This window comes from Thalassospira sp. MCCC 1A03138 (assembly GCF_002115785.1).
Classification (GTDB): domain Bacteria; phylum Pseudomonadota; class Alphaproteobacteria; order Rhodospirillales; family Thalassospiraceae; genus Thalassospira.
The window spans coordinates 205,864-219,035 of the sequence record NZ_JFJY01000007.1; the positions used below are offsets into that span (position 1 = coordinate 205,864).

Genomic DNA, 13,172 nt, shown 5'->3' on the forward strand with positions numbered 1-13,172 from the left:
TGTCCGGTTAGGGTGCACAAAGAATTAAAACCGCCCAGCCCAGCAGGTCCGCGCCATGACACAATCCGATCGCGATGCGCCCGACGCGCCCAGCGCGACAGATACACTCACCCCGCCGGTGTTTGATCGCACCTTTCAAAAACAGTTCATCGATCTGTTATTGTGGCGTCGTGATGTGCGGCGTTTTCGCACCGACCCGATCCCCAAGGAAGACATCGACGGCCTGATCAAGGAAGCCTGCCTTGCCCCGTCTGTTGGCAATTGTCAGCCATGGCGCTTTGTAAAGGTCAACGATCCCGACCGTCGCAAAGCCATCCGCGACAGTTTCGAACGCGCCAATCAGCAAGCGCTTAACGACTATCACGGCGAACGTGCCAGACTTTATGCGTCCCTGAAATTGCAGGGCATGGATCAGGCCCCCATACAGCTCGCCGTTTTCGCCGACGAGGAAACCGAGGCCGGCATGGGACTGGGCCGCAAAACCATGCCCGAAATGCTCGATTATTCCGCCGTCGCCGCCGTACAGCTTTTGTGGCTGGCCGCGCGCGTCAAGGGCATCGGGGTCGGCTGGGTCTCGATCCTTGAACCCGAAACCGTTCTTAAAACGCTTGAAGTCCCGTCACATTGGCGCCTGATCGCCTATCTGTGCATCGGCTACCCCGAAGAGGACCACGTCGTTCCCGAACTCGTCCGCGAAGGCTGGCAGGATCGCATCGATCCGGCTGCCCTGACGCTTGAACGCTAACCAAATTCGATCATCAAAGGAAACCCCGATGTCCGCCGACAAAGGCCAACCGACCAATCCCGAACACCCCGCGAAGAAAAGCCTGCCGAACGGTCACTATTTCAAGATCATGGGCTATCTGCTGACTGCGGCGTGGGTCGGCTACATTCTGGCGATTTCCGGGGGCGATACCACGCACCCGATGTTTGATTATATCTTTGTCGTTCCGCTGGCATTCTGGATTGGCGGCATGATCATCGGCAAAATCGTGCGCGCGCGCAGTGGTGCAGATCGGCCCTAGAGCCTTTTTATTCGCCCCTGCCGTCATTGCGGTCATTCCGGTGGCTTTTGCGTTCGTCCTCATAACGGTCGTTATCGGAAAAACCGCCCAGATTCATGATCCCGATGCCAAGGCTGATGCCGCCAAACGTGATGAACAACCCGAAAAACAGCAACATGATAAAGATCGGCGCATCGCGCGATGCCATGGCAAGGCTGTAAATCCCGCCAATATCAAAAAACAGCACCAAAGCACCAAAAACCAGCGCCCCGAACCCGCCATAGGCGGTATGTTCAATCATGAATCTGACAATCGACCGGGCTTCGCGCGCAGCACGGCTGTTGCGAATTTCATCCGTTTCCTTCGGGTCACCTGACATGCCGGTCCCTCCAACGCATCCTCAAACGATTGTCATAGCCGCAATGATAGCGCCACCAAAATGATCAATCGCAATCCGCACGTTACGAAACGGCACCACTATCCTCGATAATCTCGCGGCCGAGTTCAATGATCACCGCGCGAATGCGCTCTGATGCAAGGTCAACATCCTTGGCCTCTTCGCCCCGCACCACAAGCGTCGTGCCCAGCTTCCCCTCGCGCAGGAACGGATAGGACCCGATATCAGTATCGGGGAAATCATGCTGGATCTCGCCCAGCACCTTGGCAATCGTGCCTTCCGGGATATAACCGCCAACCGATCGCGATACCATCGGTCGCCCGCCGGTCAGCTGATGTTTGATCCCCTGGAACATCGCCTGCATGATCATCGGCACACCGGCCATGACATAGACATTTTCCATCCGGAACCCCGGTGCCTTGGAAACCGGGTTATCAATCAGCTCCGCCCCCACCGGAATATGCGCCATGCGCAGCCGCGCCTCGTTCAGATCGGCAGGGTTCTCATAATGGCTTTTCAGCAATTCATGCGCTTGCGGGTTCAGTTCGATCTCGACCCCGAACGCACGCGCCACACAGGGCGATGTAATATCATCATGGGTCGGACCTATGCCGCCCGTGGTAAAGACATAGTCGAACTTTGCCCGGCATTCATTGACTGTCTCGATGATCGTGGTTTCGATATCGGGAATCACCCGCGTTTCTGCCAGGCGAATGCCAAGCTTGTTCAGCTCCTCCGCCAGATAAGGCAGATTCTTGTCATGGGTTCGTCCCGACAGGATTTCATTGCCGATAATGATCAGACAGGCCCGAACCGCTTCAGACATCACAACCTCGCAAACTTGAACTCAGTATTAAAATACGACCGCCAAGAGGGGGCGGATCGTCACAGAAAATCGCGCAACATCGCCACCAGTGGCACATCGGCCGGCGGCATCGGATAATCACCCAATCGGATCGGGCGCACCCATTTGACCTGCTGGCCTTCCATCGGGGTAATCTCCCCCCTCCAGACCCGGCACAGATAAAGCGGCATCATCAGATGGAAATCGTCATAGGTAAATGACGCAAAGGTAAAAGGTGCCAGACAGCTTTCGGTGATATCAATGCCAAGCTCTTCCTTAAGCTCGCGCACCAATGCCATCTCCGGTGTCTCGCCGGCCTCGACCTTGCCGCCCGGAAACTCCCAGAGCCCCGCCATGGATTTGCCTTCGGGGCGTTGTGCGATCAAGACACGATGATCGGCATCCACCAGCGCCACCGCACTGACAAACACCGTTTTTTCGGGGATTTTTCCCTGCCGCAAGTCCACCGACATGCAGCCTCTTTCTGGATTTTGAATGGTCATGCGATTGTTTTATCCTGCATGGCGGTTTTCGCCAAGAGATGCATTTGACGGATACCCGCCCCTTCCCGATCCGGGCTAAAACGGCAATATCCTTTGCGTCATATTTCCCTGAAATAAAAAAGAACCCGATAGCGGGCTATCGCGTACAACAGTCAAAATCAAATCAATAATATCTGTTTTACGGTGACTATGCGCGTATTCAAACTGACGGCAAATGCCCTGATCGCGGCCCTGTTTCTCGCCGGTTGCGATAAGCTCGCCGCATTCAATCACCTTCAGGCTGGCGACTATCAGCCGACCGTTGCCGATCTGAGATATGGCGATGCGGATCGCCAAAAACTTGATCTTTATCTGCCTGCTGATCGCACAAAACCGGCCCCGTTGATCGTCTGGTTTTATGGCGGATCATGGGATTCGGGCGATAAGGCAAAATACGCTTTCGTCGCCAAACGCTTTACCGAAATGGGCTATGCCGTCGCCATCCCCGATTATCGTCTGGTGCCTGAAATCCGTTTCCCGGAATTCATCAAGGACGGCGCAAAGTCCCTCGCCTTTCTGAAACAGTACGGCCAGGAACATCCAAACCGCATCACCGCAACCCCGATGATATTGGCCGGTCATTCCGCTGGCGCCTATAACGCGGTTCAACTGGTGGCCGATCAATCCTATCTGGCATCCGTGGGGATGACGGCCAACGACATTGCCGGGATCATCGGGCTTTCCGGCCCCTATGATTTCTATCCCTACGACGTCAAGGCAACCCAAATCGCCTTTGGCGATACCCCCGCCGCCCAAAGCCAGCCGGTCGAGCAGGATTTATCCCACATGCCGCCGATGCTTCTGATCACCGGCAACCGCGATCACACGGTTTATCCCCGCAATTCACGCCGATTGGCCGAACTCGCCCCGGATGCAAGACTCGTGATCATCAAGGATACCGGCCATGCCGGAACTCTGATTGCTCTGGGCAGTATCCTGACAGAAAACCGGGCAGTACTGAACCCTGTTGGGGAATTTCTCGACACACGGATCGTAAAACCAGCGCCTTCGAAATCGGAACCGTAATCTGCCCCCCCAAAAAAACAAAACGCGCCGTTGGTAAACAGCGCGTTTTGTCTATCAAGTTCCGTTTAAGGCAGCCTTACGCCAGCTGACCGTGGCAATGCTTGTACTTTTTGCCTGATCCACACGGGCAGGCGGCATTGCGTGCAACACGGCCCCAGGTCGATGGATCGTTCGGATCAACATTACCCGATGCAGCACGCGAATGGACGGTTGCGCTGTCACCACCCTCACCTGCCATGGCTTCGGGTTCCGGGTGATTTTCGTGCATTTCCTGCGGCGCACGGCGCGGCTCAAGGTCTTCGGGGCGGGGTGTCGATTGCAATTCAACATGCGACAGCATCTGGGTCACGCGTTCACGCAATGTCACCAGCATGCCTTCAAACAGGTTGAACGCCTCGCGCTTGAACTCGTTCAACGGATCACGCTGACCATAGGCGCGAAGACCAATGCCCTGACGCAGATGATCAAGGGCGAGAAGATGCTCTTTCCAGGTCTGATCCAGCAACTGAAGAACAAGGCTCTTTTCGACCTGGCGCATGATATCCGCGCCATAATTGGCAACCTTGGCTGCCATCTTGCTTTCAACCGCCTGTTCGATCCGCTCGCGCATGACTTCGACATCTATGCCTTCTTCCTTGACCCACTCGGCCACCGGAAGATCAAGACCGAACAGACGTGTGCATTCTTCATGCAGGCTGGCGGCTTCCCACTGTTCCGGATAAACCTTTTCCGGGCAGTATTTGGTCACAAGGTCTTCGACGACTTCGCTGCGCATGTCGGCCACATCTTCGGCAACATTCTTGGCCTGCATCAGATCGCGGCGCTGTTCATAAATGACTTTGCGCTGGTCATTCATGACATCATCAAATTTCAGTACGTTCTTACGAATGTCGAAGTTACGCGCCTCGACCTTCTGCTGTGCCTTTTCAAGCGCCTTGTTGATCCACGGGTGATAGATCGCCTCGCCTTCCTGAAGGCCAAGCTTCTGAAGCATCCCGTCCATGCGCTCGGACCCGAAAATACGCATCAGGTCATCTTCAAGCGACAGGAAGAATTTCGAACCACCCGGGTCACCCTGACGACCGGAACGACCGCGAAGCTGGTTATCGACACGACGCGATTCATGGCGTTCGGTACCGATCACGAACAGACCACCGGCATCCAGAACCTTCTGCTGGTCGACTTTGACTTCGGCCTTGATCCGCTCGATCCCCTCGGCACGCTTTGCATCGTCATCAACATTGGCAAGCTCAATCTCGGCACGCATTTCAACGTTGCCACCAAGCTTGATGTCAGTACCGCGACCGGCCATGTTGGTTGCAATCGTGATCGCGCCCGGCGCACCGGCCTGTGCCACGATGAACGCTTCGCGTTCATGCTGCTTGGCGTTCAGAACCTCGTGCGGGACTTTCCGTTCTTTCAGCAACGCGCCAAGAATTTCCGACTTTTCAATCGACACCGTGCCGACAAGGGCCGGTTGGCCGCGTTTGTGGCAATCTTCCAGAAGATCGGCAATCGCGTTCCATTTTTCCTTGGCCGTCCGATAAATTTCATCATCGGCGTCTTTACGGGCAATCGGACGATGGGTCGGGATTTCAACAACCTGAAGGTTGTAGATTTCCTCGAATTCCTCGGCCTCGGTCATTGCCGTGCCGGTCATGCCCGCAAGGGTCGGATAAAGACGAAAATAGTTCTGGAAGGTGATCGATGCCAGGGTCTGGTTTTCGTTCTGGATCTTGACCTTTTCCTTGGCTTCCAGCGCCTGATGCAAACCGTCCGAATAACGGCGGCCTTCCATCATGCGCCCCGTGAACTCGTCAATGATCACGACCTTGTCGTCCTTGACGATGTAATCGGTATCCTTCTGGAACAGCTTGTGCGCCTTAAGCGCCTGATTGACGTGATGCACCAGATGCACGTTGGCAACGTCATAAAGCGTGCCTTCGGTCAGGATGCCCATCTGCTGCAAAAGCTGCTCGGCATTCTCGGTGCCATCTTCGGTCAGGGTGACGGCACGTGCCTTTTCATCCTTCTCGTAATCATCCTCGGTCAGTTTCGGGATCAGCGCATCAATCGCGCGATACAACTCCGAACTGTCTTCGGCCGGGCCGGAAATGATCAGCGGCGTCCGTGCTTCGTCAATCAGGATGCTGTCAACCTCATCGACGATGGCAAAGTTGAACGGGCGCTGCACCATGTCTTCAAGGCGGAACTTCATGTTATCGCGTAGATAATCAAAGCCCAGCTCGTTGTTGGTCGCATAGGTGATATCGCATGCATAGGCCGCACGACGCTGGTCATCGGTCATACCATGCATGATCACGCCAACAGAAAGCCCCAGGAAGCCGTAAACCTGCCCCATCCATTCCGCGTCACGACGCGCAAGGTAATCGTTGACCGTAACAACGTGAACACCCTTGCCCTCGATCGCGTTCAGATAAACCGGAAGCGTCGAAACCAGCGTTTTACCTTCACCGGTTTTCATCTCGGCGATCTTGCCAAGTGTCAGAACCATGCCGCCCATCAGCTGCACATCGTAATGACGTTCGCCGCGGACACGCTTGGCAGCCTCGCGAACGGTGGCAAATGCGTCAGGAAGAATATCCTTCAGAGTCTCGCCCTTGGACAGACGTTCGCGCAGCCAATCGGTACGGGCGCGCAGTTCGTCGTCACTAAGCTTCTCGACTTCGGGTTCCAGGGCATTGACTTGCTCGACCGTGGCCCGCAGGGCTTTGACTTCACGATCGTTAGCTGAACCGAAAATTTTCCGGGCAATTACGCCGAGCATTAAAACGTTCCTGAACAAATGAAAAAACAGCTATGGGGCAACGGCTATATACCGAGGCCCGATCACAGATAGAACCCTGTCTGCCATCTGTCAACGGAACGAACCATTATCACTAATATGTTCACGTCCAGCAGCGAAAACCATTGCCCTCAAAAATGGTACTCGCCCCCTGTCCTTCGCGCTTGAGCAAACCATAAAAAACACGTATATTCCATGTTCAACCGAGAATTTGAGAGCAAGTAGCTCACCTTTCGTAAAGAGACGACAGATTTCTTTGCGGAAAAACCTCAGGAGGAGGAAATGGTGAATCTCACCACGCTAAATCCCTTTCAAAGGGGGCAATCGCCCCAGACTGACTCGCGTCAGTTGGTAAACGCATCGGACAGGCAAGCTGATCCGAATGCGGCAAAGTCCGACAAAAATTCCCGCCAGATCGTCGATCCGGTTGATTTGTCCACGGACGCGGTTGTGGCCAAAACATCCGATGACAAAGCCGTGCAGACATCAGCGGCAAAACCACCGGCAACCGAAGAACTGTCAACCAAAGACCTGTTTGAACGCGCACTCAATGCCGCCCTTGAACTGATCAAGCATGACGTGATCGAAATGTTCAGACTAAGTGGCATGGATGGCCGCGAAGCCATGCTCGCCACCGATGCATTGTTCGAAGGCATCCGCGGCATGTTCTCTGACGATGGCAATGTTGATTTCAACTTCCAACAAGCCGTCGCAAAATATTCGCGCACCGAAATTGCCTATGCTGGGTCCAAGGGTGCCGGTGCTGCGGTTTCCGAATCCGCGATGATGGGGGTGCAGTCCCTGAACATCAACATCAACAGCACCACGGGCGAATTCCTGTTTGATTTTAAGACCGCCAAGGTCGAAGTTGTCACCACCAAAGCCGTCGCCATCGGTGATAGCACCGCTGGCGTCATGGGGGCGATTGACTCCATGATGGACGGTCTTAAAAACAACAATCTGGTGGATATGCTGGGCAATCCGACAAGTGCGGATAAAGGCGGCCTGATGTTCGATATGAATGACGGTGGTGTCGCCGAATTCATCCGTCAGCTTATGGCCGACACAACCGGCACGCAAACCGCGGCCGCAACACCAGACGAAAAAACCGATGCCGCAAGCGGTGCGGATGACGCTGCCATGATGGCCGAACTGATCCAAAGCCGCATGGCAAAACTCAATGCACAGATCATCGAACAGGCGGGCGCCATCGTCCGCGGCATTTCCCAATCCACGGCTCCCGATGGATCGGGCAATAAGATGCTTAATCTGTCTGTCGATATGATCTTGCCGATGGGCATCTTCGGACAAAACGAAAACGGTGCAACCTTCCAATTCCCAAAAGGTGAAACTGTCGCCGTGGCCGATCCCAGCCAGGAACAGGACGTTCTGGCTTAATCGTAAAATGCTGGATCGGGGGCAATCCCCGATCCCACAGCATTTCGTCAAAATGCCTTCAGGAAGGAGGCGACCAAATGTTTGAACATTCCGATTTTTCACGTCCCCGCGCCGACCGGTCTGCGCATCGCGATCTTGGCCTATCGGGAAAAATTGCCAACAAAACCGCCAACGATGATCCCACGGTCGATGTCGACGAAGACATCAGCCGTCTGCGTCGCATTGTCGATAATATCGATATCAGTCTCGAAGCATCCAAACGCCTTCAGAAACTGACCAAACAGGCAACCGAGGTAACTTCCCCACCCTGGAGCAAAATGCCCGATTTCCTGCGCCTCAGCGAAATATCATATGACGAGGTTATGGACAAAATCCAAACCGACGCGCTGATTTTATTTGCGATGTTGGGAATCCCGCCTGAAAAAGCCCGCGCAATGGCAAGGGAACTGACAGGCACCTCCCCCGAGGATGTCACCTTTACCGGCTTTCAGGATTATATCCGAGCGCTCATCGGGCAAAAAGTCCCGTTCTCGGCAAACCAGCTCGCCGCGATCGGAACCTTCAGCGGGACCGCCGTTATATCGCAAACCGTGCAAATCAATCTGTCACAGATCGAAGGTCACCTATCGTTCTCCGGCGACGAGACCAACGCCAGTTGGTCCTACACCGAGGTTAATGTCGAAATCAGTAAGCTTCGCGTCGAATTCGGCCAGGTGGACCCGCTCATCCTTGATCTTGACGGGGACGGCATCACCACCTCACACGTCAATGATAACAAACAGTTCGATATTGATGGCGATGGAACTATTGATCAAACCGCATGGGTTGGCGGCAATGACGCACTTCTGGCGCTTGATCGCAACGATGATGGCATCATAAATGATGGTACCGAATTGTTTGGCGATCAAAACGGTGCCAAGGACGGCTTTGCCGAACTCGCCAAATATGACGACAACAATGATGGCGTGATCGACAGCAAGGACAAGGTCTTTTCCTCTTTGGTCCTGCTGCGTGCTGATGGCCGCCACAGCTCGCTTGAAAGCGAAGGCATCAAATCGATTTCGCTGACAATGATCACCCCTGTTGATCAGCGTCTGATCGGTGGTGATCTGGTTGCTAAATCACAATTTGAGCGTGATGACGGCACCACCGGCACCGTCGGCGAAGTCCTTTTTGACGTTCGCGCCTGACAGCTATTTCTGGATTCTGGCAGAAACCGGCGGGCAAGGGCGCGAAATCACCCTTGCCCGCGCCATTATATTTTCCGCACTACATCAGCATTTCACATTTTAGCCAGATTGCTTTGAAAAAACCGTGACATCCGAGGGGAACCCTTGTGTGTCACGACCGGATGTGATTTATCCGTAGGGTGAGGCATGGGGAAAAATCCCCCTTAAATGAAAAGTCTGGAGAAAATATGCTGCGCAAAACCCTACTCGCTGCGTCACTTGCGACCGTCATGTTTGCAAGCCCGGTTATGGCACAGGACGCTGCACCGGCCGAAGACCAGGTTCTTGCAACCGTCAATGGCGAGGAAATCCTGGAATCCGAAGTGCGCGCGACACAACAGGGCCTGCCCCAACAGTATCGCCAGCTCCCGTTTGAAATGCTCAAGCCGATGCTTGTCGACCGCGAAATCAATCAGCGCCTGCTGATGCTTGCCGGTCAGGATGCGGGTCTTGCCGACGATGAAGAGGTCAAGAATCAGCTCGCAGCTCTTGAGCGCCGCCTCGTTGCCGAAACCTATCTTGAGCGCGCAATCGCCGAGAAAGTCACCGACGACGCGATCAAAGCCCATTACGACGAATTCATCAAAACCAACGAGCCAGAGCCGCAGGTTCACGCGCGTCACATCCTTCTGGAAAACGAAGACGACGCCAAAGCCGTGATTGCCGAGCTGGATGACGGTGCCGATTTCGTCGAACTCGCCAAAGAAAAATCAACCGGCCCGTCCGGTCCCAATGGTGGTGATCTTGGCTTCTTTAACAAGGGCGACATGGTCGCACCGTTCGCCGAAGCCGCCTTCGCTATGGAGCCGGGCACATACAGCAAGGAACCGGTTCAGACCCAGTTCGGCTGGCACGTGATCCTGGTTGAAGAGAAAAAAGACGGCGTACAGCCGACCCTGGAAGAAATCCGTCAGCAGATGGAAGCAGAAGTCACCCAGCAGGCCGTTCAGGACCTGATTGAAGAACTTCGATCCGATGCCGAGGTGGTGAACAACACCGAAACCCCGGCCGCAGACGACAGCGCAGAAACCCCGAAAAACTAAGCCCCACGGCTTAACCGGTTTCAAAGCTGAGATCCAAAACGGGGTGAGCCGTCCGGCATCGCCCCGTTTTTTGTCATCCGCCCGTGCCAAATGCGCTACCTTTGGATTAATGGCAGGGTTACGTTCAACGAAGGAAATTGAACAGATGGTTGCGACGTCGCTTTCTCCGCTGGCCCCGGCCGGCTTCCCCGATCTTCCGGCAATTCCCGGTGTCAAACTGCATACCGTGACCCTTGGTATCCGCTACAAGGGCCGCCCCGATGTCCTTCTGGCCGAACTCGAACCGGGCACACAGGTTGCGGGTGTCTTCACCACCTCGACCACGGCATCGGCCGCTGTTCGCTGGGGACGCGAGGCGCTTAAAGGCGGCACCGGCCGGGCATTCTTTGTCAATGCCGGTAACTCGGTTGCCTTCACCGGCAAGGCGGGCGAAAAATTCGTCGCAGACAAGGTCGAAGCCGCTGCAAAGGCGCTGGGCTGCGACAAGACCGAGATTTTCACCGCCTCCACCGGTGTCATCGGGGAGCCGACCACCGCAAACCGCATCACCGATGCCCTGCCCGACCTTCTGGCAAATGACGCTGGCTGGCTTGATGCCGCCAAGGCGATCATGACCACCGATACCTTCCCCAAGGGCGCATCGGCTACCGCCACCATCCACGGCGCCAAAGTCACCATTGCCGGCTTCGCCAAGGGTTCAGGCATGATCGAACCGAACATGGCAACCATGCTGGGCTTCATCTTTACCGATGCCGCCGTGCCCCATGACCTGCTTCAGGCGCTGCTGGCCGATTGCACCAACCGGTCGTTCAATGCGATTACGGTCGATAGCGATACCTCGACGTCTGATACCGTCCTTCTGGCGGCAACCGGCAAGGCGGGCAATGCTGCCGTCACCGGTATTGATGATCCGGCACTGGCCGGTTTCAAAACCGCCCTTGAAGACGTGATGCGTGATCTGGCCCATCAGGTGGTGCGCGACGGCGAAGGTGCTTCGAAATTCATCACCGTCAATGTCACTGGCGCCATCAGTGAGAAAGAAGCCAAAATCACCGCCAAGGCGATTGCAAACTCTCCGCTGGTCAAAACCGCTATTGCCGGTGAAGACGCCAACTGGGGCCGCATCGTCATGGCGGTTGGCAAATGCGGCGTGCAGGCCGACCCGAACAAACTGACCGTTTCCATCGGTGGTATTGTTCTGGCGAAAAACGGCGAACGCGTCGCCGATTATGACGAAGCCCCGGTCGCAGCCCACATCAAGGGCCAGTATATCGATATCGATGTCGATCTTGGCTTTGGCGATGGCACGGCCACCGTCTGGACCTGCGATCTGACACATGGCTATATTTCGATCAATGCGGATTACCGCAGCTGATTGACCGGCATTAGACCCGCATTTATCAAAAGCCGCCTTTCATCGGAAGGCGGCTTTTTGCTGTCCGGCTCAGAACGGACTTCCGTTCCGTCAGGACCGCCCCGATATACCCGGCACAGCAACATCTCAGCGCATTCGTCGGTTTATCCATGACGTGTAAAATTTTTTTGATCACAACTTTAATTAATTGCGGCCCGATACCTTTGATCTGAAGGCTAAAATCACCAAATACGTAGGTAACACCAAAAGCAGCACGCGTTGTATGGACCCCGATTTATGAACAATATCCTGTTCGTTGATGATGACGAAAACATCCTGAACGGCCTGCGGCGGCGGTTGCGCGGCATGCGTCCGGACTGGCACATGGTTTTTGCCACCAGTGCCGCGGCTGCCATTGAACTTGCCAATCACGAAGAATTCGATGTGGTCGTATCGGATATGCGCATGCCCGGCATGGATGGCGCAACGTTGCTGAGCACCCTGCAAAAATCCCATCCACACGCCACCCGCATTATCCTTTCGGGCTTCGCCGAAGAAGAAGCCGTCCTGCGCACCGTCGGTCCCGCCCATCAATATCTGGCCAAACCCTGTGAAGACGCGTTACTGGTTGAAACCATCGAAAACGCGCTTGATCTTCGCAATCTTCTAGCCCGCCCTGAATTGCGCTCACTCGTTGCCAGCATCGACACACTAAGCTCCCCGCCGGATACCTACCTACGGTTGGTCAAGGCACTCGAAGATCCGAAAATCTCGCAGGAACAGATCAGCCAAATCGTCTCTTCAGACATCGCACTGACCGCCGAAGTTCTGAAACTGACCAATTCCGCCTATTTTGCCATCGCCCAGAAAATAAGTTCCGTCTCTCATGCGGTGCGCATGATTGGCACCGAAACGCTCAAGGCACTTGCGCTGTTTGTTGGTGTGTTCCGTGGCTTTGATGGCCCTGCAAGCGAAGCCGACAAACTTCTGCGCCTTTGCCACCGCAGTCAGCAGATCGGTGTGACCGCCGCCCTGATTGCCGAATATGAAAAACTGCCACGTGCCATATGTCAGGTCGTGCCATCAACCGGAATGCTCAGCCATATCGGCAGTTTGATCCTGTATGCCAACCGCAATGCCGAAATGGCCGAAGTCATCGAACGGGTTGAAAGGGAACATATTCCGATCGAACAGGCCGAAGCCGAAAAATTCGGGGCCGGTCACCCCGAAATAGGTGCCTATCTGCTTGGGCTTTGGGGTTTTCCTGCCCCTGTGGTGCAGGCCGTTGCCTATCACCACCGCCCGATGGCGACCCCGCATCGCGAAATGAATATTCTGACTGCGATCTATGCCGCACAGGACCTGACCCGTCAGGTCGCCGCCGAGGAAGCCGGCAAAGAGGCCGAAAGCCATATCGACATGGATTACCTCAAGACTATCGGCAAGGCACAGCAACTTGATGAATGGCACAAAATTGCCCGCGTGGTCGCCGAAAAATACAAAACCCTGACGCAGTAAAAGGACAACGG

The 13,172-nt window shown here is 55.1% G+C and carries 12 protein-coding genes; 8 read left to right on the forward strand and 4 right to left on the reverse strand.

The window, feature by feature from the left end; all coding sequences use genetic code 11:
- Positions 1–55 precede the first annotated feature (55 nt).
- Positions 56–745: a 5,6-dimethylbenzimidazole synthase gene (gene bluB, locus TH468_RS15600; RefSeq protein ID WP_085645540.1), complete on the forward strand. Its 690-nt coding sequence runs from the start codon at positions 56–58 to the stop codon at positions 743–745.
- Positions 746–773: 28 nt separating this feature from the next.
- The gene (locus tag TH468_RS15605; RefSeq protein ID WP_085645541.1) at positions 774–1,025 is read left to right on the forward strand and encodes a hypothetical protein; all 252 of its coding nucleotides are present in this window, start codon (positions 774–776) and stop codon (positions 1,023–1,025) included.
- Positions 1,026–1,032: 7 nt separating this feature from the next.
- Here the strand turns inward: TH468_RS15605 and TH468_RS15610 are convergent, their stop codons facing one another.
- The 3 genes from TH468_RS15610 to mutT all read right to left on the reverse strand — a co-directional run bounded on the left by TH468_RS15610 (position 1,033) and on the right by mutT (position 2,718).
- A complete protein-coding gene (locus tag TH468_RS15610) occupies positions 1,033–1,383 on the reverse strand; it encodes a hypothetical protein (protein ID WP_085645542.1) in 351 nt (116 codons plus the stop codon).
- Positions 1,384–1,465: 82 nt separating this feature from the next.
- The gene (locus TH468_RS15615; RefSeq protein WP_063094312.1) at positions 1,466–2,227 is read right to left on the reverse strand and encodes a molybdopterin-binding protein; all 762 of its coding nucleotides are present in this window, start codon (positions 2,225–2,227) and stop codon (positions 1,466–1,468) included.
- 59 nt (positions 2,228–2,286) lie between these two features.
- The gene (gene mutT / locus TH468_RS15620) at positions 2,287–2,718 is read right to left on the reverse strand and encodes an 8-oxo-dGTP diphosphatase MutT (RefSeq protein WP_085645543.1); all 432 of its coding nucleotides are present in this window, start codon (positions 2,716–2,718) and stop codon (positions 2,287–2,289) included.
- A 219-nt stretch (positions 2,719–2,937) separates the two neighbouring features.
- On the opposite strand from mutT, the gene TH468_RS15625 reads away from it, so the two are divergent.
- Entirely contained in the window at positions 2,938–3,813 is an 876-nt protein-coding gene (locus tag TH468_RS15625) for an alpha/beta hydrolase (protein ID WP_085645544.1), read from the forward strand.
- Between the two features lie 76 nt (positions 3,814–3,889).
- Here TH468_RS15625 and secA read toward each other — a convergent pair whose 3' ends face one another.
- Positions 3,890–6,601, reverse strand: coding sequence for a preprotein translocase subunit SecA (gene secA, locus TH468_RS15630; RefSeq protein ID WP_085645545.1), 2,712 nt, complete (start codon positions 6,599–6,601; stop codon positions 3,890–3,892).
- A gap of 300 nt (positions 6,602–6,901) precedes the next feature.
- Here secA and TH468_RS15635 point away from each other — a divergent pair, with 300 nt between their 5' ends.
- The 5 genes from TH468_RS15635 to TH468_RS15655 all read left to right on the forward strand — a co-directional run bounded on the left by TH468_RS15635 (position 6,902) and on the right by TH468_RS15655 (position 13,161).
- Complete coding sequence (locus TH468_RS15635; protein WP_139834732.1) at positions 6,902–8,017, forward strand: hypothetical protein; 1,116 nt, start codon at positions 6,902–6,904, stop codon at positions 8,015–8,017.
- Positions 8,018–8,094: 77 nt separating this feature from the next.
- On the forward strand, positions 8,095–9,207 hold the full coding sequence (locus tag TH468_RS15640) for a hypothetical protein (protein WP_085645547.1): 1,113 nt from the start codon (positions 8,095–8,097) through the stop codon (positions 9,205–9,207).
- Between the two features lie 227 nt (positions 9,208–9,434).
- Complete coding sequence (locus TH468_RS15645) at positions 9,435–10,289, forward strand: peptidylprolyl isomerase (RefSeq protein ID WP_085645548.1); 855 nt, start codon at positions 9,435–9,437, stop codon at positions 10,287–10,289.
- A gap of 145 nt (positions 10,290–10,434) precedes the next feature.
- Positions 10,435–11,664: a bifunctional glutamate N-acetyltransferase/amino-acid acetyltransferase ArgJ gene (gene argJ / locus TH468_RS15650; RefSeq protein WP_085645600.1), complete on the forward strand. Its 1,230-nt coding sequence runs from the start codon at positions 10,435–10,437 to the stop codon at positions 11,662–11,664.
- A gap of 276 nt (positions 11,665–11,940) precedes the next feature.
- The gene (locus tag TH468_RS15655) at positions 11,941–13,161 is read left to right on the forward strand and encodes a response regulator (RefSeq protein ID WP_085645549.1); all 1,221 of its coding nucleotides are present in this window, start codon (positions 11,941–11,943) and stop codon (positions 13,159–13,161) included.
- Positions 13,162–13,172: the final 11 nt, after the last annotated feature.

Bases quoted from the DNA above. Each gene is read 5' to 3' on its own strand.
- TH468_RS15645 (WP_085645548.1), top strand. From the start codon at position 9,435: ATGCTGCGCAAAACCCTACTCGCTGCGTCACTTGCGACCGTCATGTTT.
- mutT (WP_085645543.1), bottom strand. From the start codon at position 2,718: ATGTCGGTGGACTTGCGGCAGGGAAAAATCCCCGAAAAAACGGTGTTT.
- secA (WP_085645545.1), bottom strand. From the start codon at position 6,601: ATGCTCGGCGTAATTGCCCGGAAAATTTTCGGTTCAGCTAACGATCGT.
- TH468_RS15625 (WP_085645544.1), top strand. From the start codon at position 2,938: ATGCGCGTATTCAAACTGACGGCAAATGCCCTGATCGCGGCCCTGTTT.
- bluB (WP_085645540.1), top strand. From the start codon at position 56: ATGACACAATCCGATCGCGATGCGCCCGACGCGCCCAGCGCGACAGAT.
- TH468_RS15610 (WP_085645542.1), bottom strand. From the start codon at position 1,383: ATGTCAGGTGACCCGAAGGAAACGGATGAAATTCGCAACAGCCGTGCT.
- argJ (WP_085645600.1), top strand. From the start codon at position 10,435: ATGGTTGCGACGTCGCTTTCTCCGCTGGCCCCGGCCGGCTTCCCCGAT.
- TH468_RS15655 (WP_085645549.1), top strand. From the start codon at position 11,941: ATGAACAATATCCTGTTCGTTGATGATGACGAAAACATCCTGAACGGC.
- TH468_RS15635 (WP_139834732.1), top strand. From the start codon at position 6,902: ATGGTGAATCTCACCACGCTAAATCCCTTTCAAAGGGGGCAATCGCCC.
- TH468_RS15605 (WP_085645541.1), top strand. From the start codon at position 774: ATGTCCGCCGACAAAGGCCAACCGACCAATCCCGAACACCCCGCGAAG.
- TH468_RS15640 (WP_085645547.1), top strand. From the start codon at position 8,095: ATGTTTGAACATTCCGATTTTTCACGTCCCCGCGCCGACCGGTCTGCG.
- TH468_RS15615 (WP_063094312.1), bottom strand. From the start codon at position 2,227: ATGTCTGAAGCGGTTCGGGCCTGTCTGATCATTATCGGCAATGAAATC.